Genomic DNA, 16,243 nt, shown 5'->3' on the forward strand with positions numbered 1-16,243 from the left:
CCTACGACTTGGAGTTTCGCGTGCACCGCAGAATCATCGCGCCGGGAGCCCTCGCCGCGGCCGTTCTCCTGCTGGCGATCCCGGCATCGGCCGCGCCCCACTCCCCCGGCGCGCCGGGAATCGGTGACCCCTACTACCCGGCCTACGGCAACGGCGGATACGACGTCTCCCACTACGACCTGAGGCTGAAGTACCAGCCGGCCACGGACGAGCTCGAGGGCACGGCGACCCTCGTGGCCCGCACCACGCAGGACCTGTCCAGCTTCAACCTGGACTTCCTGCTGGACGTCGGCGAGGTGCGCGTCAACGGCGCGAAGGCCGCGTTCCGGACGTCGGGCGAGCACGAGCTGGAGATCACGCCGAAGACCCCGCTGGCCAAGGGCACGCCCGTCACGGTCGTCGTGCGCTACCGCGGCGTGCCCTCGTCGAAGAAGGCGTACGGCTTCACGAGCTGGCACCGCACCCCGGACGGGGGCGTCGCGGCGAACGAGCCCGAGGCGGCGGCCTGGTGGTTCCCGAGCAACGACCACCCCCTCGACAAGGCCACCTACGACGTGTCCGTGCTGGTCCCGGACGGCACGCAGGCCATCTCCAACGGCACGCTCCAGTCGACGAGTTCGCGTCTCGGCTGGACCCGCTGGAACTGGCGTTCCGACAAGCCGCAGGCCACCTACCTCGCCACGCTCGCTGTCGGGAAGTTCGACATCACGACCGGCACGACCGAGAGCGGCATCCCGGTCCTCAACGCCTACAGCAAGGACCTGGGGGGCCACGCCGGCGCGGCGCGGGCGAGCATCGAACGGACCGGGGAGATCGCCGACTGGCTGACGGGCTACTTCGGGCCGTACCCCTACAACGCGCTCGGCGGATACGTGCCGAACACCACCACCGGGTACGCGCTGGAGACCCAGACCCGGCCGTACTACAGCCCCCGGCAGTTCGCGAACGGGTCGAACGTCTCCGTCGTCGTCCACGAGCTGGCGCACCAGTGGTACGGCGACGACGTGTCACTCAAGCGCTGGAAGGACATCTGGATCAACGAGGGCTTCGCGCGCTACGCGCAGTGGCTGTGGTCCGAACACGAGGGCGAGGGCACGGCGCAGGAACTCGCCGACTACGTGTACGCCTCCCATCCCGCCGACGACCCGTTCTGGACGGTGAAGCCCGGGGACCCGGGTCCGGAGAACCAGTTCGACATCGCGGTGTACGACCGGGGCGCGCTGGCCGTCCAGGCGCTGCGCAACGAGATCGGTGACGAGTCGTTCTTCGCGATCCTCAAGGGCTGGCCGCGCAAGTACGCCCACGGCAACGCGTCGGTCGCCGACTTCCAGCTGTACGCCGAGGAGGTGTCGGGCAAGCCGCTGTCCGCCCTGTTCGACACGTGGCTGTACCAGCCGTCGAAGCCGGGGGCGCCGGCGGCCCGGGCCGCGGCGGTGGCGAAGGGGGCGGAGGCCGTGCCGCAGCCGAGGTCGTGGAAGAAGATCGCGGCGACGAACGGGGTGCACTCGGCATAGCTGCGGGCAGTCGTGCCTCCCCCAGTGCCTTAAGGGCCTGGGAGGTGCCCCCAGGGCCGCACGGGTGGGCGCAGCGGCACCTCGTGGCGCCGAGTTGCGCACCCCCGCCCAGTCGTACAGGCGCCCGGCCTGCTGAACGCCGTCTCTCGGTCTACGGTGGAGGCTGCTGACGAAGGAGCCGGCCGTGCGGAATCTGGCGATCATCGAGGCGCCGTCCGTGCTGGGCCTACGGCCGACCGGCGTCGAGGAACTGCCGGACGCACTCCTCGGCGCCGGGCTCGCCGAAGGGCTGGGCGCGGTGCGCGCCGGCCGTGTCCAGCCACCCCCGTACAACCCGCAGCGCGACCAGGACACCGGTGTCCTGAACCCCGGCGGCATCGCCGCGTACTCCACCGCGCTCGCCGACACCGTCGGCGCTGTCCTCGACGACGGCCGCTTCCCCGTCGGGCTCGGCGGCGATTGCAGCGTGCTGCTCGGCAATCTGCTCGCGCTGCGCCGCCGGGGTCGGCACGGTCTGCTGTTCCTCGACGGGCACACCGACTTCTACCAGCCGTCGGCGGAACCGGCCGGTGAGGTGGCCTCCATGGAACTCGCCCTGGCCACCGGGCGCGGCCCGCGCGTGCTGGCCGACCTGGAGGGCCGGGGCCCGCTGGTGCGGGACGAGGACGTCGTCGCCCTGGGCTTCCGGGACGCGGAGGAGTCGGCGGCGTACGGGATGCAGCCGCTGCCGTCCGCGCTGCACGCACTGGAGCTGGACACCGTGCGCGCCCTGGGTGCGGGCGAGGCGGGCCGGCGCGCGGTCGGGCTGCTGACCGGTGACGGCGCGGGCGCCGGGTTCTGGATCCACCTCGATGTCGATGTCCTGGACGACACGGTCATGCCCGCCGTCGACTACCGGCTCCCGGACGGGCTGACCTGGCAGGAGCTGGAGACCGTCCTGCGCACGGCTCTGTCCGGCGGCGGTGCCGCCGGCCTCGACGTGGCGATCTTCAATCCCCGTCTGGATCCCGACGGGGCGATCGCGCGGCGCCTCAGCAACTGTCTGATGCGGGCGTTCGGCAGGGACGGCCCGGACTGAGCCGAGGCCGGGGTCGGGGTCGGTCAGTCGCCGTGGTCGTACACCGTCACCGGTATCCCCCGCCGTACCAGCCGCTCCTCGATCAGCGGCTCGACCCGGGACCACTTGCCGCCGGCGAGGCCGCAGCCGATGCGGGGCATGTGGACGGTCGCGCCCAGTTCACCGGCCTTCGCGGCCAGGGCCTCCAGTGCCGTGTCGATCGCCTCGTAGCGGACGGGGACGCCCTTGCTGCCGGTCTTGGTGCCGCGCTGGCCGATCATATTGGCCACCCACACGTGCCGCTCGACCTGCACGAACTGCACGGCGCCCAGCCCGAAGTCGTTCCCCGCGCGGCCTCGGTGCCAGGCCCGGTACGCCGCCTCCGGCTCGGGCCAGCGCCGCGATATCGCCAGGACGAATCCCTTGCCCCAGCCCCCGGTGTCGTTGCAGACATGGGCGATGACCTTGACGCCCTTCACCGACGGAACGGTGGCGTCACCCCGGACATACGTGATCCCCGACATGACGCCACCGTAGGCCCTGCCACTGACAGTGGCTCCGGCCCGCTACTTCGTGAACTGCGACAGCTCCTGGTCGGCCGTCTGCGACACCCGGCGGCGGATGCCGAACCAGCCCGCGACCAGCATGGCCGCGATCACCGGGATCAGCAGGAGTGTCTTGCGGCCGACCTCGGGGTCGTTCCACATCATGCCGAGGCAGGCCAGCAGGAAGGCGATCGTGGTGATCTCCGTGACCGGGCTGCCGGGGAGCCGGAAGGAGGGCCGCTCGACCAAGCCCGCCCTGGCGCGGCGGACGAAGACCAGGTGGCAGATCATGATGATCACCCAGGTGCTGATGATGCCGAGCGAGGCGACGTTCAGCACGATCTCGAAGGCCTGGGCCGGCACGAGGAAGTTCAGGCCGACGCCGAGGACGCAGACCGCGCAGGTCAGCAGGATGCCGCCGTACGGGACCTGGCTGCGGTTCATGCGGGCGGTGAACTTCGGCGCGGAGCCGGCCATCGCCATCGAGCGCAGAATGCGGCCGGTGGAGTAGAGGCCCGAGTTCAGCGAGGACATCGCCGCCGTCAGGACCACCAGGTTCATCACGTCGCCCGCCGCCGGGACGCCGATCTTCGACAGGACCGTGACGAAGGGGCTCTGGTCGGCCGAGTAGACCGAGCCGGGCAGCAGGAGGGCCAGCAGGACGACCGAGCCGACGTAGAAGAGACCGACCCGCCACATGATCGAGTTCACCGCGCGCGGGACGACCTTCTCCGGCTCGGCGGTCTCGCCCGCTGCGACACCGACCAGCTCCAGCGCGGCGTACGCGAAGATCACGCCCTGCATGACGAGGACGACGGGCATCATGCCGTGCGGGAAGACGCCGCCGTTGTCGGTGATGACACTCAGGCCGGGAGTCTGGCCGCCCACCTCGTGCTGGGTGGCGAGCAGGAAGATGCCGATGAGCATGAAGCCGACGAGCGTCGCGACCTTGATGATCGCGAACCAGAACTCCATCTCGCCGAAGATCTTCACCGAGATCAGGTTCACCGCGAGCACCACCGCGAGGGCGATCAGCGCGAGCACCCACTGCGGGATGTCGGTGAACAGGCTCCAGTAGTGGGTGTAGAGGGCGATCGCGGTGATGTCGGCGATGCCGGTGGTCGACCAGTTCAGGAAGTACATCCAGCCGGCGACGTAGGCGCCCTTCTCGCCGAGGAACTCGCGCGCGTACGACACGAAGGAGCCCGAGGAGGGGCGGTACAGGACGAGCTCGCCGAGGGCCCTGACCACGAAGAAGGCGAAGATGCCGCAGACCAGATAGGCGATGGCCAGCGCCGGGCCCGCGTCGTGGAGGCGACCGCCGGCGCCGAGGAAGAGGCCGGTGCCGATGGCGCCGCCGATGGCGATCATGTTGACGTGGCGGGCCTTGAGGTCCTTGCTGTAGCCGGCGTCGCCCGCGTCCGCCGGCACCTGGGCCGCATCGGTACGCGGCGTGGCCGCAGCCGTGTTCACGGCGTCCTTGCTCACGGGGGTACCACTCTCTGGTGCGCCCGAGCGGGTCTCGCTCAGGTGTCCGTACGTACGTATGGTCTGCGCCTCGATCAAGACGCAGACCACGGGCACCTTCCCCCAGGGATCGCGGCTCACGCGGTGGCGTGCGTCACAGAGCGTTACTCCTCACAGGGCACTGAACGCACCGTCCCGCCGACCACCGGAGGTTTCACAGCACTGGTGAGACAGCGATACTGCTGCGCATGACGACCGACACCGAGGAACCGACCCTCACGATCGACGAACTGGCGGCCCGGGCCGGTGTCACGGTGCGCACGGTCCGTTTCTACGGCACGAAGGGGCTGCTGCCGCCGCCGGTGCTCGGTCCCCGGCGCGTGGGGCACTACGGGCGGGAGCATCTGGCCCGGCTGGCGCTGATCGAGGAGTTGCAGCACCAGGGCATGACGCTGTCGGGCATCGAGCGGTATCTGCAGCGGTTGCCGCCGGACCTGAGCGCGCGCGACCTCGCCGTTCACCGGGCGGTGGTGGCCTCCTGGGCGCCGGACACCGTCGAGACGGTCACGCGGGAGGAGCTTCAGCGTCGGGCCGGACGCCCGCTCGGCGACGAGGACGTCGAGCGGCTGGTCGCGATGGGCGTGCTCCGGCCGGCGGACGGCGGGTACGAGGCCGATCTCGGTCTGCTCCGGCTGGGCGTCGGGCTGCTGGACGTGCCTGTCTCCCCGGAGGGGATCTTCGCGGCGCGCACGGTTCTCGTCGAGCACGCGCGCGCCGCGGCCCGTGAACTCTCCCTGCTCTTCCGCGGTGAGGTGGCCGAGCGTGACGCGCGGGACGTGCGGTCCCTGTCGGCGCACATGCACCCCTTGGTGGTGCAGGCGCTCCTCACCGCCTTTCAGCGGTCGCTGAAGGAAGAGCTGGGCGAGTGGCTCACCGAGCCGTCGGAAGAGTCACGCTGAGTCGCTGAACCGCTCCCCCTTCTCCGCCTTCTCCACCAGCAGCGCGGGCGGGGTGAAGCGATCGCCGTACCGCTCGGCGAGTTCACGCGCGCGTGCCACGAATCCGGGCAGCCCGCCCTCGTAGCCGTTGATGTACTGGAGCACGCCGCCGGTCCAGCCCGGGAAGCCGATGCCGAAGATGGAGCCGATGTTGGCGTCGGCGACGGAGGTCAGCACCCCTTCCTCCAGCAGCCGGACGGTGTCCAGTGCCTCGGAGAACAGCATGCGCTCCTGCATGTCCTCGAACGGGATCCGGTATCCGGGCTTGGTGAAGTGCTCGCGCAGTCCCGGCCAGAGTGCGGTGCGCCTGCCGTCGTCCCCGTAGTCGTAGAAGCCGGCGCCGCCGCTGCGGCCCGTGCGGCCGAACTCGTCGACCATGCGGTCGATGACGGCCTCGGCGGGGTGAGGTGTCCAGGTGCCGCCCGCCTCCTCCACGGCCCGCTTGGTCTCGGCCCGGATCTTGCGGGGCAGGGTCAGCGTCAGCTCGTCCATCAGGGACAGCACCTTCGCCGGGTAGCCCGCCTGGGCCGCCGCCTGCTCGACCGACGCGGGTTCGATGCCCTCACCGACCATGGCGACGCCCTCGTTGATGAAGTGCCCGATGACGCGGGAGGTGAAGAAGCCGCGCGAGTCGTTGACGACGATCGGGGTCTTGTTGATCTGCCGGACCAGGTCGAAGGCGCGGGCCAAGGCCTCCTGCCCGGTGCGCTCGCCCTTGATGATCTCGACGAGCGGCATCTTGTCGACCGGCGAGAAGAAGTGCAGTCCGATGAAGTCGGCCTGGCGCTCCACGCCTTCGGCGAGCGCGGTGATGGGCAGCGTGGAGGTGTTGGAGCACAGCAGCGCGTCGGGCGCCACGACGTGCTGGATCTCCTGGAACACCTTGTGCTTGAGCGACGTGTCCTCGAAGACGGCCTCGATGACGGCGTCGCAGCCGGCCAGGTCCCGCACCTCGGCCGTGGGGGTGATGCGGGCGAGCAGCGCGTCTGCCTTCTCCTGGGTCGTACGGCCCTTGGCGACGGCCTTGGCGCACAGCTTCTCGGAGTAGCCCTTGCCCTTGAGGGCCGCCTCCAGGGAGACGTCCTTCAGGACGACGTCGATGCCGGCGCGGGCGCAGGAGTAGGCGATGCCGGCGCCCATCATCCCGGCGCCGAGGACGGCGACCTTGCTGACCTGGCGGGGCTCGATGCCCTTGGGGCGGTTGGCGCCGGAGTTGACCGCCTGGAGGTCGAAGAAGAAGGCCTGGATCATGTTCTTCGACGTCTGCCCGGCCGCGAGTTCCACGAAGTAGCGGGCCTCGATGACCTGGGCGGTCTCGAAGTCGACCTGGGCGCCCTCGACGGCCGCGGCGAGGATGCCCCGCGGGGCCGGGTAGGGGGCGCCGTTCGTCTGCTTGCGCAGGGTGGCCGGGAAGGCGGGCAGGTTCGCCGCGAACTTGGGGTTGGCCGGGGTGCCGCCCGGGATCTTGTATCCCGGCTTGTCCCAGGGCTGCTGCGATTCGGGGTTGGCGTCGATGAAGGCGCGTGCCTTTTCGAGGAGTTCCTCGTGGGTGGCGGCCACGTCGTCGACGAGGCCGTTCTCCAGGGCGCGGCGCGGGTTGTACTGGGTGCCCTGGAGGAGGACCTTCAGCAGGGCGTCGGCGATGCCGAGCAGGCGGACGGTGCGGACGACGCCGCCGCCCCCGGGCAGCAGTCCGAGCGTGACCTCGGGGCAGCCGATCTTCGAGCCGGGCGCGTCGAGGGCGATGCGGTGGTGGCAGGCCAGGGCGATCTCGTAACCGCCGCCGAGGGCCGCGCCGTTCAGGGCGGCGACGACGGGCTTGCCGAGGGTCTCGATGCGGCGCAGGTTCCGCTTGATGGCCATGCCGCCGTCGAACAGTTCTTGGGCCGTCTCCGGTGTGACCCGGATCAGGTCGCGCAGGTCGCCGCCGGCGAAGAAGGTCTTCTTCGCGGAGGTGATGATGACGCCCCGGATGGTGTCCTTCTCGGCCTCCAGGCGGTCGGTGACGGCGGCGAGCGAGTCGCGGAACGCCTGGTTCATGGTGTTCGCGGACTGGTTCGGGTCGTCGATGACCAGGGTGACGAGGCCGGTGCGGTCCTGTTCCCAGCGGATGGTGGTGGATTCAGTGCTCATGTGGAGGTGCTCCGTGTGATCCGTGGGGAGGGGGTCAGATGCGCTCGACGATGGTCGCGACGCCCATGCCGCCGCCGACGCACAGCGTGGCGAGGCCGTAGCGCTTGTCCTGGCGCTCGAGTTCGTCGACGAGCGTGCCGAGGATCATCGCGCCGGTCGCGCCGAGCGGGTGGCCGAGCGCGATCGCGCCGCCGTTGACGTTGACCTTGTCCAGGGACAGGCCCATGTCCTTGACGAAGCGCAGCACGACCGCCGCGAACGCCTCGTTGATCTCGACGAGGTCGATGTCGTCGATGGTGAGTCCGGCCTTGGCCAGGGCCTTGCGGGTGGCGGGGGCGGGGCCGGTGAGCATGATGGTGGGCTCGGAGCCGGACACGGCGGCGGAGACGATCCGGGCGCGGGGCGTGAGCCCGAAGCGCTCGCCGACCTCCCTGGAGCCGATCGCGACGAGCGAGGCGCCGTCGACGATGCCCGAGGAGTTGCCCGCGTGGTGGACGTGGTCGATCTTCTCCACCCAGTGGTACTGCTGGAGCGCCACCGCGTCGAAGCCGCCGAGTTCGCCGATGTCCGCGAAGGACGGCTTCAGCTTGGCGAGGGAGTCGGCGGTGGTGCCGGGGCGCATGTGCTCGTCGTGGTCGAGGACGACGAGGCCGCTGCGGTCCTTCACCGGGACGACGGACCTGTCGAAGCGGCCCTCCTTCCAGGCGGTTGCCGCCCGCTCCTGGGAGAGGGCCGCGTACTCGTCGACGTCGCGCCGCGAGAAGCCCTCGATGGTGGCGATCAGGTCGGCGCCGATGCCCTGCGGCACGAAGTTGACCTGGAGGTTGGTCATCGGGTCGTTGAACCAGGCGCCGCCGTCGGAGGCCATCGGCACCCGGGACATCGACTCGACGCCGCCCGCGAGGACGAGGTCCTCCCAGCCGGAACGGACCTTGGCGGCGGCCAGGTTGACGGCCTCCAGACCCGAGGCACAGAAGCGGTTCTCCTGTACACCGGCCACCGTGTCGGGCAGCCCCGCGGCGATGGCGGCGATCCGGGCGATGTCGGAGCCCTGGTCGCCGACCGGCCCGACGACGCCGAGCACGATGTCGTCGACGGCGGCCGGGTCCAGGTCCGGGAAGCGGGCGCGGATCTCGTGGATGAGTCCGACGACCAGGTCGATGGGCTTGGTGCCGTGCAGGGCGCCGCCTGCCTTGCCGCGCCCGCGCGGGGTGCGGATCGCGTCGTACACATACGCTTCGGTGCTCACGAGGAGGCCTTTCACTGAGGGGTGCGGGACGACGGCAGAAGCCCGGGGACGTCCCAGTCCCGGGCGACGTCCGCCGTGTCGGCGCCCGGCCGGGCCGGGCCGGTGCGGACGGAGGTCGGGGTCGCGGTGAAGCGGGGGGCCGGGGCGGGCTGGGTGATGCCGCCGTGGTCGGTGAAGGTGCCGCGGGCGGCCAGGTGCGGGTGGTGCGGGGCCTCGCGCAGCGACAGCACGGGCGCCACGCACGCGTCGGTGCCGTGGAAGACGGCCGTCCACTCGTCCCGGGTGCGGCTCTTGAAGCGGGCGGCGACCTGTTCGCGCAGTTCGCCCCACCGGGTGACGTCCTTGCGGGCGGTGGCCTGGTCCTCGATGCCGAGCAGGGCGAGGAACTCCTCGTAGAACTGCGGCTCCAGGGCGCCGACGGCCATGTACCGGCCGTCGGCCGTCTCGTACGTCCCGTAGTACGGGCAGCCGCCGTCCAGGAGGTTGGCGCCGCGGCGGTCCTGCCAGCCGCCGGCGGCGAGCATGCCGTGGATCATCGTGCCGAGGTGGGAGACGCCGTCGACGATGGCGGCGTCGACGACCTGGCCGGTGCCGGCCAGGCGCGCGTGGTGCAGGGCGGCGAGGACGCCGACGACGAGGTACAGGGAGCCGCCCGCGTAGTCGCCGAGCAGGTTGGCCGGGACCGGCGGCGGCTCGTCCGGGCGGCCGATCATGCCGAGCGTGCCGGTGGGGGCGATGTACGCGATGTCGTGCCCGGCGCGGTCGGCGAGCGGGCCGTCCTGGCCCCAGCCGGTCATCCGGCCGTAGACGAGGGCCGGGTTGCGGGCGTGGCACGCCTCGGGGCCGACGCCGAGGCGCTCGGCGACACCGGGGCGGTAGCCCTCGACCAGGATGTCGGCCCGAGCGGCGAGCTCGAGCACCTGGTCCGGGCCGTCCGGGGCCTTCAGGTCGACGAGCACCGAGCGCTTGTTGCGGTTGGTGACGTCGTACGCCGGGTCGATCGCGAGCCCGGGGCCGCCGGGGCGGTCCACGCGCACGACGTCGGCGCCGAGGTCGGCCAGGAGCATGGCGGCGAACGGGCCGGGCCCGATGCCGGCCAGCTCGACGACGCGCACGCCGGTGAGCGGGCCCTGTTCTGGCGTCCTTGCCGTGGCCATCCAGCCCCCAGTGCTGTGACACAAGTGATGTAACACCAGTGATGCTAAGAACACGTTCCACTCGGCACAAGAGCCGAACGAGCAAGCGCTTAGCAATCTGCCCGACGCGTCAGCTCCCGTCCAGCTCCGCTATCAGCCGCTTGGGGGCGATCACCCGGTAGCTCTCCTCCACCCAGTCGCAGAGCACCTCCGCTGCCGGGGCGCCCTGCCCCTCCAGGGGGATGCTCACCCAGCCCGCCTTGCCCAGGCCGTATCCGGCGGGCTCGGCTCCGGGGCACGCCAGCGCGTGCGCGTGGGCCGTCTCGTCCTTGAGCTTCACCGTCACACCCAGGGGGTAGCTGCCGTCCTCGACGCCGAGGAAGACGAACACCTTCTTGTTGACCTTCGCGACGGACTCGCCCCAGGGGAACTCCTCGACAGCGCCCGGCAGCCCCAGTGCGAACGCGCGCACTTTCTCCCACTTCTTCAGGGCATTCCTGGGCACGGCCATCGTCGTCCTCCGGGCTCGTCGTCGCGCTCCGCACACCTCACGCTAGCCTCGGCCACCGACAGCGGCACGGGCTGCACGACCGAGGGGTGTCATGAGCAGGCTGAAAAGGACGGACCGTCCGTACGACATCGTGCTCTTCGGAGCCACGAGTTTCGCCGGAGCGCTCACCGCGCAGTACCTCGCGGCCCACGCACCCGAGGGGCTGCGGTGGGCGATCGCGGGCCGCAGCGAGGAGAAACTGGAGCGGCTGCGGGAGCGGCTGCCCGGCGGCGCGGAGGTCGGGGTGCTGCGGGCGGACGTCTCCGATCCGGCCTCGGTGCGCGCCCTCGCCGAGCACGCGCGCGTGGTGGCCACGACGGTCGGCCCGTACGTGACGTACGGCGAGGAGCTCGTCGCCGCCTGCGCGGACACCGGGACCGACTACCTCGACCTCTGCGGCGAGCCCGAGTTCGTGGACCTGATGTACGTCAAGCACGACGCACGCGCGCGGGAGACCGGGGCACGGCTGGTGCACGCCGCCGGCTTCGACTCGATCCCGCACGATCTGGGCGTGTATTTCACCGTGCAGCAGCTCCCGGAGGACGTGCCGCTGACCGTGGAGGGCTTCGTGACCGCCGACGCGGCGTTCTCGGGCGGCACCTTCGCCTCCGCACTCAACCAGTTCGCGCGGCAGCGGGAGATGGCGGCGGCCGCCCGGGACCGGCGGCGGCACGAGCCGCGGCTGGTGGGCCGGCGGGCATCGGCGCCGCTGGGCGGGCCGCGGTTCGCCAAGGAGGTCGGCGCGTGGGCGCTGCCGATGCCGACGATCGACCCGCAGATCGTGCGGCGGTCGGCCTCGGCCCTCGACCGGTACGGTCCCGACTTCCGCTACCGGCAGTACGCGGCCGTCCGGCATCTGCCCGTCGCGGTGGGCGGTGTCGCGGCCGTCGGCGCGCTGGTGGCGGCGGCCCAGGTGCCGCCGGCGCGGCGCTGGTTGTCGGGCCGGCTCAGGCCCGGGGACGGGCCGAGCCCCGAGAGGCGGGCGAAGAGCTGGTTCTCCCTGCGCTTCGTGGGCGAGGGCGGCGGCCGACGGGTGTACACGGAGGTCTCGGGCGGCGATCCCGGCTACGACGAGACGGCGAAGATGCTCGCCGAGTCGGCGTTGTGCCTGGCCTTCGACGACCTTCCGAATACCGCCGGGCAGGTCACCACGGCGGTGGCGATGGGCGACGCGCTGATCGGCCGGCTGCGCGCGGCGGGCATCCGCTTCCGCGTCGCGTCGACCCGCTGAAGGGCCTGCTGAAGGTCCTGCTGAAGGTGCTGAGGGCCCTACAGCGGCCACTCGACGATGGTGTAGATCATCCCGGCGATCCAGCCGAGCCCCGCCAGCACGGCGAGGATCAGCCCTATGGTGACGGCCCGCTCGACGGTCTGGGTCGGGCCGGCAACAGGCTTGGGGGCACGGTGCGTTGTCATGCGCCCCAGCCTGCCGACGAGGGTGCGGGCCGGGCATCCGTACGGGTACTCAGAGCCGGTACTCAGATCTGCCGCCCCGCCGTGGGCAGGCCTGTCCCCCCGGCCCCACCCCCGACCTCTCCCCCGGTTTGAGACTTTCCGCCGTCCGCTCCTGGCGACAGCTCGAAAAGTGCCAACAAGGAGTTCAATGAAACCATTGAAGGCATGAAGTTCCTTCTCGAAGTCAGCATGGACGACGCGGCGTTGGCGAAGGACCCGGCGGGCGAGCTGGGCCGGATCCTCAGGTACTGGGGCGGCAACATGCGCCACTACGCGCTCCGGCCCGGGGACGGGTCGGTCATCTACGACTCGGAGTACCGCGAGGTGGGCCACTGGAGCGTGGCCGGTCAGGCGGAATAGGTCTCCCGCAACGCCGTCCGGCAGAGCGCGTCCGCCCTGCGCGTGGTCTCCGGAAGGCGGTACTCGGGGCTCAGCGCGAGGGTGTGGGCGCAGGCGTTCGCCAGGGTCACGCGGTGGCCGACGGAGACGAAGACCGGCTTGACGCCGTCACGTGTGCGCAGGGCGCGGCCGACCTCCTCGGAACCGGCGAGCAGCGCGGACGTACTGCCGCGCGGGGTGTCCGGGTCGTCGTAGGCGAAGGTGAACGGGTTCTTGGCGACGCCGATCGTGGGCAGTCCGGTCAGGACGCCGAGGTGGCTGGCCAGGCCGAAGCGGCGGGGGTGGGCGAGACCGTAGCCGTCGCAGACGACCAGACCGGGCGGGCACGGCAGGGCGTCGAGGGCGGCGAGAACCGTGGGGATCTCGCGGAAGGCGAGCAGTCCGGGCACGTAGGGGAAGGAGACCCGGCCCACCGCCGTGGCCTCGGCGACGACGTCGAGACTCGACGCGTCCAGGACGACCGCGGCCGCCACGACGACATCGCGCTCGTCGTCGTAGGCGACATCGACCCCCGTCACATGGCCCGTTCCGGGCGGCGGCCCCGGTTCGTCGAGGATCACACGCTCGCGCAGTTCGTCCTGGACGGCGCGGGCCTGTTCCTCGGTGGCGGGCCAGTCCTGTGGGATGCGTACGGTCGTCATGATGCCCCTGAGCCTATGGGCTGGTCCTTTCGGCTGCCGAGCCTGTAGGCAGCGCGAGGCCGACGGAACCCTGGAGTTCCGTCGGCCTCGGGGGCGTGCCGCTTACTTGCCCAGCGCGCGCTGGAGCTGGCTCTTGTTCATGTTGGAGCGGCCCTCGACGCCGCGGCGCTTGGCCTCCTGGTACAGCTGGTCGTAGGTGGGGCCCTGCGAGCCCTGGCCCGACCGCTGACCGCCGCGCTTGCCGGACGACATGTCCTTCGTCGAGGTGCGGCTGGCCGTCTTCGACTCGCCGGAGCGGGCGCGTTCCTTGTTGACCGTCCGCGAGGCGATCTCCTTGGCGCGGCCGGTGCTCTCGCCCCGGTCCTGCGCGCTCTTCTTGATGTGCTCGTACTGGCGCTCCCGCTTGGAGCTCGAACCGCGTGGCATGACCGCTCACTTCCTTTCACCTTCAGTGAACGAGTACCCACACTGCCAACAATCAGGGCATACCGCGCGCTCAATGCTCCAGGCGGGCAACCCGCCCCTTTTCGCCGGCCGCCCAGCACCGTTGGTCGGGCGTGCAGTCGACGGTGTCGTAGGAGCCGGTGTCGACCGTGCGCCAGGTGCGGCCGCCGTCCGTGGTGAGGTCGGTGCCGGTGGGGCCGACGGCGAGGGCGGCGGTGCGGCTGTGCGGGAGCCAGGCGACACCGGAGCGGTAGGCGGGCGGGGGCGTGGCGGCGGGGCGCCAGGTGCGGCCGCCGTCGCCGGTGCGGGCGGCGGCGTCCGGTGAGGGCCGGCCGGGGGTGAAGTCGCCGCCGACGGCGAGGCCGTGGGTACGGTCGCGGAAGGCCAGCGCGAAGACGCCGCGGGCCGGGTCACCCGCAGGGAGGTGCGCGGCGGTGGCCGTCCAGGTCCGTCCACGGTCGGCGGAGTGCAGCACGCGCGCGTGCGCGGCCCCGCCGGTGGCGAGCCAGACGTCCTTCGGCCCGGAGCTGACCAGGCACTGGCCGCTCGCGGCGAATCCGGCCTCGCCCTCCTGGGCGGGCGGCATGCCCTCGTCCGGCAGCACCGTCCAGGTGCGGCCGCCGTCGCGGGTCGACAGGATGCGGAACTTCCCGTCCACCGGGTCGCTCATCGCGAGGCCGTGGCGGTGGTCGAGGAAGGTGAGGCAGTCGTAGAAGGCCTTCGGGTCGGTGTTGCGGAAGGACTCCGTCCAGGTAGCACCGCCGTCGTCGGTGCGGTACACGCGGGACGCCTCGCCCTCGCCGATGGCCAGGACCACGGCCCGGCGCGCGTCGAACGCCTCGACGTCCCGGAACTGCAACTCCGCCGCGCCCGGAGGCGAGACGTTCCGCCAGGTGGTGCCGCCGTCGGTGGTGCGCAGGACGGTGCCGCCGGTCCCCGCGAGCCAGGCGGTGTTCCGGCTGACGGCGGCCAGACCGCGGAACCGTATCTCCGGGGTGCCGGTGTCCTTGAGTTCCCAGTGCGGCACCCGGCGCTGCGGCTCGTGCGCCTGCGCCGGTACGGCTGTCAGGGTGGCGAGCGCGACCAGCGCCGCCACTCCGGTCGCCCTGCTCCGTGTCCGGCCCGTCCGTCGCGTGATCCCCAAGCGCCTCATGGCCGGCGAAGCTAGCCCACCCCCAGGGCGCCGTCCAGATGGCCTCGCCCGGCTCCCGGGGCGGTGCGGTGACGCCACAAGTGCCTGCGCGGCACAGGGCGAGAGCCACGTCACTCCGGTGCATGAACGCGGTGACAGAGGTCACTCGCACTTCGTGTGCACGGATTGGCTGATTCCGTCGTCTCTTCCAGTGCCCGGCCTCATCCGCCCGGAAGTGTCCCGTCCAGCCGTCACAAGGGAGCAAGGCGTTGTCCATCGTCATCGAGCAGCCCGTGGAGGCCCGCCTCGTCGCCGCCGCGCCACGTATGCCGAGCATTCCCGCGACGCTCCACTACGACCGGCGTGATCCGTTCGCCGTCCGTATGACCTTCCCCGCCCCGGCCACGCTGGAGGGCGTCGAGGTCTGCTGGACCTTCTCCCGCGAGCTGCTCGCCGCGGGCCTGAAGAACGCCGAGGGCCACGGCGACGTGCGGGTGCGGCCGTACGGGTACGACCGCACGGTGCTGGAGTTCCACGCCCCCGAGGGCACGGCCGTCGTGCACGTCCGTTCCGGCGAGGTGCGCCGGTTCCTGGAGGCCACGAGCGAGCTGGTGCCGGTCGGTCTGGAGCACCTCCAGCTGGATCTGGACCACGACCTGGCGGAGCTGATGCGGGACGCGTGCTGAGCCGAGGCATGCCGGGCTGACGTGCCCGATCCAGCAGGGCGTTGACCTCGGCGTGGTCGAGACCGGCGGCCAGTGACCGGTACGTCCCGGTGTCCAGCAGCTCCCACGCGGCCCGGCGGACCAGGGCGTGGCGGCCTGGGCGATACCGGAGCCCACGCTGACCCGGGCGACGCCCAGGGCGGCCGGTTCGGCGACCGTCGCTGCGCCGGGTCCGGCCATGACGTTCAGCGGCCCGTCGACGCCGTTCACCAGTTCCTTGACGGTCCCCGGGTCGACGGCCCCGGGGACGAAGATTCCGTCGGCGCGGAAGGCGGCGGCCCGCTCCAGGGTGAGGTCCACTCCCCCGGCTCCGCTGAGGAACGTGTCGGTCCGGGCGTTGGCGAACAGCGGCACGCCCGCGGCGTCGGCCGCCTCACGGACCGCGGCGATCCGCTCGGCCTGCTCTCCCACGCTCCTCAGTGGTCCGCCCGCTCCGGGCCGTGCGGCGCGTCCTCGATGTTCACCCCACCGCTCCCGCGGCGAGGACCGCGCGGACGGTGCCGGCGAGGCCCTCGGTGTCCTCGGCGTAACCGCTCTCGATGTCCGCCGTCACCGGGACGGTCACGGCCTCGGCGATCCGAGTGACGGCGGCGAGGGCCGTGGCACGGTCCACCCGCTCGCCGTCCGGCGCGCCGAGGGCCCGGACGAGCCCGGCGCTGGTCGTCGCCACCGCGGTGGCGCCCGCGTCCTCGACGAGGAGGGCGCTCACCGCGTCCCAGGCGTTGGGCAGGACCGGCGGGGTTCCGGGGATGTGCAGGGCGCGGAAGGCCAGGGCCCGGTCGGTCCGGTTCGTCATGC

Annotated in this window: 16 protein-coding genes and 1 pseudogene; 6 read left to right on the plus strand and 11 right to left on the minus strand. The window is 71.7% G+C overall.

Features of this window, described 5'->3' with window-relative positions; all coding sequences use genetic code 11:
• The first annotated feature begins 20 nt into the window (after positions 1–20).
• Together ACIBL4_RS02890 and ACIBL4_RS02895 are read left to right on the plus strand one after the other, a co-directional pair.
• Positions 21–1,514: a M1 family metallopeptidase gene (locus ACIBL4_RS02890; RefSeq protein ID WP_399405847.1), complete on the plus strand. Its 1,494-nt coding sequence runs from the start codon at positions 21–23 to the stop codon at positions 1,512–1,514.
• A gap of 184 nt (positions 1,515–1,698) precedes the next feature.
• Positions 1,699–2,592 carry an arginase family protein gene (locus tag ACIBL4_RS02895; protein ID WP_399405849.1) on the plus strand — a complete coding sequence of 298 codons (894 nt, stop codon included), beginning with the start codon at positions 1,699–1,701 and terminating at the stop codon, positions 2,590–2,592.
• A 23-nt stretch (positions 2,593–2,615) separates the two neighbouring features.
• Here the strand turns inward: ACIBL4_RS02895 and ACIBL4_RS02900 are convergent, their stop codons facing one another.
• Together ACIBL4_RS02900 and ACIBL4_RS02905 are read right to left on the minus strand one after the other, a co-directional pair.
• Positions 2,616–3,095, minus strand: coding sequence for a macro domain-containing protein (locus ACIBL4_RS02900; RefSeq protein ID WP_399405851.1), 480 nt, complete (start codon positions 3,093–3,095; stop codon positions 2,616–2,618).
• Between the two features lie 42 nt (positions 3,096–3,137).
• Positions 3,138–4,604, minus strand: a complete 1,467-nt coding sequence (locus tag ACIBL4_RS02905) for an amino acid permease (RefSeq protein ID WP_399405854.1) — start codon at positions 4,602–4,604, stop codon at positions 3,138–3,140.
• Between the two features lie 227 nt (positions 4,605–4,831).
• Here ACIBL4_RS02905 and ACIBL4_RS02910 point away from each other — a divergent pair, with 227 nt between their 5' ends.
• Positions 4,832–5,542, plus strand: a complete 711-nt coding sequence (locus ACIBL4_RS02910) for a MerR family transcriptional regulator (RefSeq protein ID WP_399405856.1) — start codon at positions 4,832–4,834, stop codon at positions 5,540–5,542.
• Here the strand turns inward: ACIBL4_RS02910 and ACIBL4_RS02915 are convergent.
• From ACIBL4_RS02915 to ACIBL4_RS02930, 4 genes are all read right to left on the minus strand, one after another.
• The gene (locus ACIBL4_RS02915) at positions 5,534–7,714 is read right to left on the minus strand and encodes a 3-hydroxyacyl-CoA dehydrogenase NAD-binding domain-containing protein (protein WP_399405858.1); all 2,181 of its coding nucleotides are present in this window, start codon (positions 7,712–7,714) and stop codon (positions 5,534–5,536) included. The genes ACIBL4_RS02910 and ACIBL4_RS02915 overlap by 9 nt on opposite strands.
• Before the next feature lie 34 nt (positions 7,715–7,748).
• Entirely contained in the window at positions 7,749–8,963 is a 1,215-nt protein-coding gene (locus tag ACIBL4_RS02920; RefSeq protein WP_399405860.1) for an acetyl-CoA C-acetyltransferase, read from the minus strand.
• Between the two features lie 11 nt (positions 8,964–8,974).
• A complete protein-coding gene (locus ACIBL4_RS02925; protein WP_399405862.1) occupies positions 8,975–10,120 on the minus strand; it encodes a CaiB/BaiF CoA transferase family protein in 1,146 nt (381 codons plus the stop codon).
• A gap of 109 nt (positions 10,121–10,229) precedes the next feature.
• Positions 10,230–10,610, minus strand: coding sequence for an MmcQ/YjbR family DNA-binding protein (locus tag ACIBL4_RS02930; RefSeq protein WP_399405864.1), 381 nt, complete (start codon positions 10,608–10,610; stop codon positions 10,230–10,232).
• Between the two features lie 91 nt (positions 10,611–10,701).
• On the opposite strand from ACIBL4_RS02930, the gene ACIBL4_RS02935 reads away from it, so the two are divergent.
• Entirely contained in the window at positions 10,702–11,880 is a 1,179-nt protein-coding gene (locus tag ACIBL4_RS02935; RefSeq protein ID WP_399405866.1) for a saccharopine dehydrogenase family protein, read from the plus strand.
• 38 nt (positions 11,881–11,918) lie between these two features.
• Here the strand turns inward: ACIBL4_RS02935 and mmpA are convergent, their stop codons facing one another.
• Complete coding sequence (gene mmpA, locus ACIBL4_RS02940) at positions 11,919–12,065, minus strand: morphogenic membrane protein MmpA (protein WP_193507220.1); 147 nt, start codon at positions 12,063–12,065, stop codon at positions 11,919–11,921.
• Between the two features lie 204 nt (positions 12,066–12,269).
• Between mmpA and ACIBL4_RS02945 the strand changes: the two genes are divergently transcribed.
• Positions 12,270–12,464 (plus strand): hypothetical protein, encoded by a 195-nt coding sequence (locus tag ACIBL4_RS02945; RefSeq protein WP_399405868.1) that lies wholly within the window; start codon positions 12,270–12,272, stop codon positions 12,462–12,464.
• On the opposite strand, the gene ACIBL4_RS02950 is transcribed toward ACIBL4_RS02945, so the two are convergent.
• The 3 genes from ACIBL4_RS02950 to ACIBL4_RS02960 all read right to left on the minus strand — a co-directional run bounded on the left by ACIBL4_RS02950 (position 12,452) and on the right by ACIBL4_RS02960 (position 14,741).
• Complete coding sequence (locus ACIBL4_RS02950; RefSeq protein WP_399405870.1) at positions 12,452–13,144, minus strand: endonuclease V; 693 nt, start codon at positions 13,142–13,144, stop codon at positions 12,452–12,454. The genes ACIBL4_RS02945 and ACIBL4_RS02950 overlap by 13 nt on opposite strands.
• Positions 13,145–13,246: 102 nt before the next feature.
• On the minus strand, positions 13,247–13,570 hold the full coding sequence (locus ACIBL4_RS02955) for a hypothetical protein (RefSeq protein WP_010042867.1): 324 nt from the start codon (positions 13,568–13,570) through the stop codon (positions 13,247–13,249).
• Positions 13,571–13,640: 70 nt separating this feature from the next.
• Positions 13,641–14,741, minus strand: a complete 1,101-nt coding sequence (locus ACIBL4_RS02960; protein WP_399405872.1) for a WD40/YVTN/BNR-like repeat-containing protein — start codon at positions 14,739–14,741, stop codon at positions 13,641–13,643.
• Positions 14,742–14,989: 248 nt separating this feature from the next.
• Here ACIBL4_RS02960 and ACIBL4_RS02965 point away from each other — a divergent pair, with 248 nt between their 5' ends.
• Positions 14,990–15,406, plus strand: coding sequence for an SsgA family sporulation/cell division regulator (locus tag ACIBL4_RS02965; RefSeq protein ID WP_020271762.1), 417 nt, complete (start codon positions 14,990–14,992; stop codon positions 15,404–15,406).
• Positions 15,407–15,425: 19 nt separating this feature from the next.
• On the opposite strand, the pseudogene ACIBL4_RS02970 reads toward ACIBL4_RS02965, so the two are convergent.
• Positions 15,426–16,241: pseudogene (locus ACIBL4_RS02970) on the minus strand (isocitrate lyase/phosphoenolpyruvate mutase family protein); the annotation flags it as partial.
• Positions 16,242–16,243: the final 2 nt, after the last annotated feature.

The sequence above is a fragment of the Streptomyces sp. NPDC050416 genome, assembly GCF_044458845.1.
In the GTDB taxonomy this organism is placed as follows: domain Bacteria; phylum Actinomycetota; class Actinomycetes; order Streptomycetales; family Streptomycetaceae; genus Streptomyces.

What these genes read in the sequence shown, in the direction of transcription:
- ACIBL4_RS02900 (WP_399405851.1), bottom strand. Translation starts at nt 3,095, where the DNA reads ATGTCGGGGATCACGTATGTCCGGGGTGACGCCACCGTTCCGTCGGTG.
- ACIBL4_RS02910 (WP_399405856.1), top strand. Translation starts at nt 4,832, where the DNA reads ATGACGACCGACACCGAGGAACCGACCCTCACGATCGACGAACTGGCG.
- ACIBL4_RS02915 (WP_399405858.1), bottom strand. Translation starts at nt 7,714, where the DNA reads ATGAGCACTGAATCCACCACCATCCGCTGGGAACAGGACCGCACCGGC.
- ACIBL4_RS02925 (WP_399405862.1), bottom strand. Translation starts at nt 10,120, where the DNA reads ATGGCCACGGCAAGGACGCCAGAACAGGGCCCGCTCACCGGCGTGCGC.
- ACIBL4_RS02930 (WP_399405864.1), bottom strand. Translation starts at nt 10,610, where the DNA reads ATGGCCGTGCCCAGGAATGCCCTGAAGAAGTGGGAGAAAGTGCGCGCG.
- ACIBL4_RS02935 (WP_399405866.1), top strand. Translation starts at nt 10,702, where the DNA reads ATGAGCAGGCTGAAAAGGACGGACCGTCCGTACGACATCGTGCTCTTC.
- mmpA (WP_193507220.1), bottom strand. Translation starts at nt 12,065, where the DNA reads ATGACAACGCACCGTGCCCCCAAGCCTGTTGCCGGCCCGACCCAGACC.
- ACIBL4_RS02945 (WP_399405868.1), top strand. Translation starts at nt 12,270, where the DNA reads ATGAAGTTCCTTCTCGAAGTCAGCATGGACGACGCGGCGTTGGCGAAG.
- ACIBL4_RS02950 (WP_399405870.1), bottom strand. Translation starts at nt 13,144, where the DNA reads ATGACGACCGTACGCATCCCACAGGACTGGCCCGCCACCGAGGAACAG.
- ACIBL4_RS02955 (WP_010042867.1), bottom strand. Translation starts at nt 13,570, where the DNA reads ATGCCACGCGGTTCGAGCTCCAAGCGGGAGCGCCAGTACGAGCACATC.
- ACIBL4_RS02960 (WP_399405872.1), bottom strand. Translation starts at nt 14,741, where the DNA reads ATGAGGCGCTTGGGGATCACGCGACGGACGGGCCGGACACGGAGCAGG.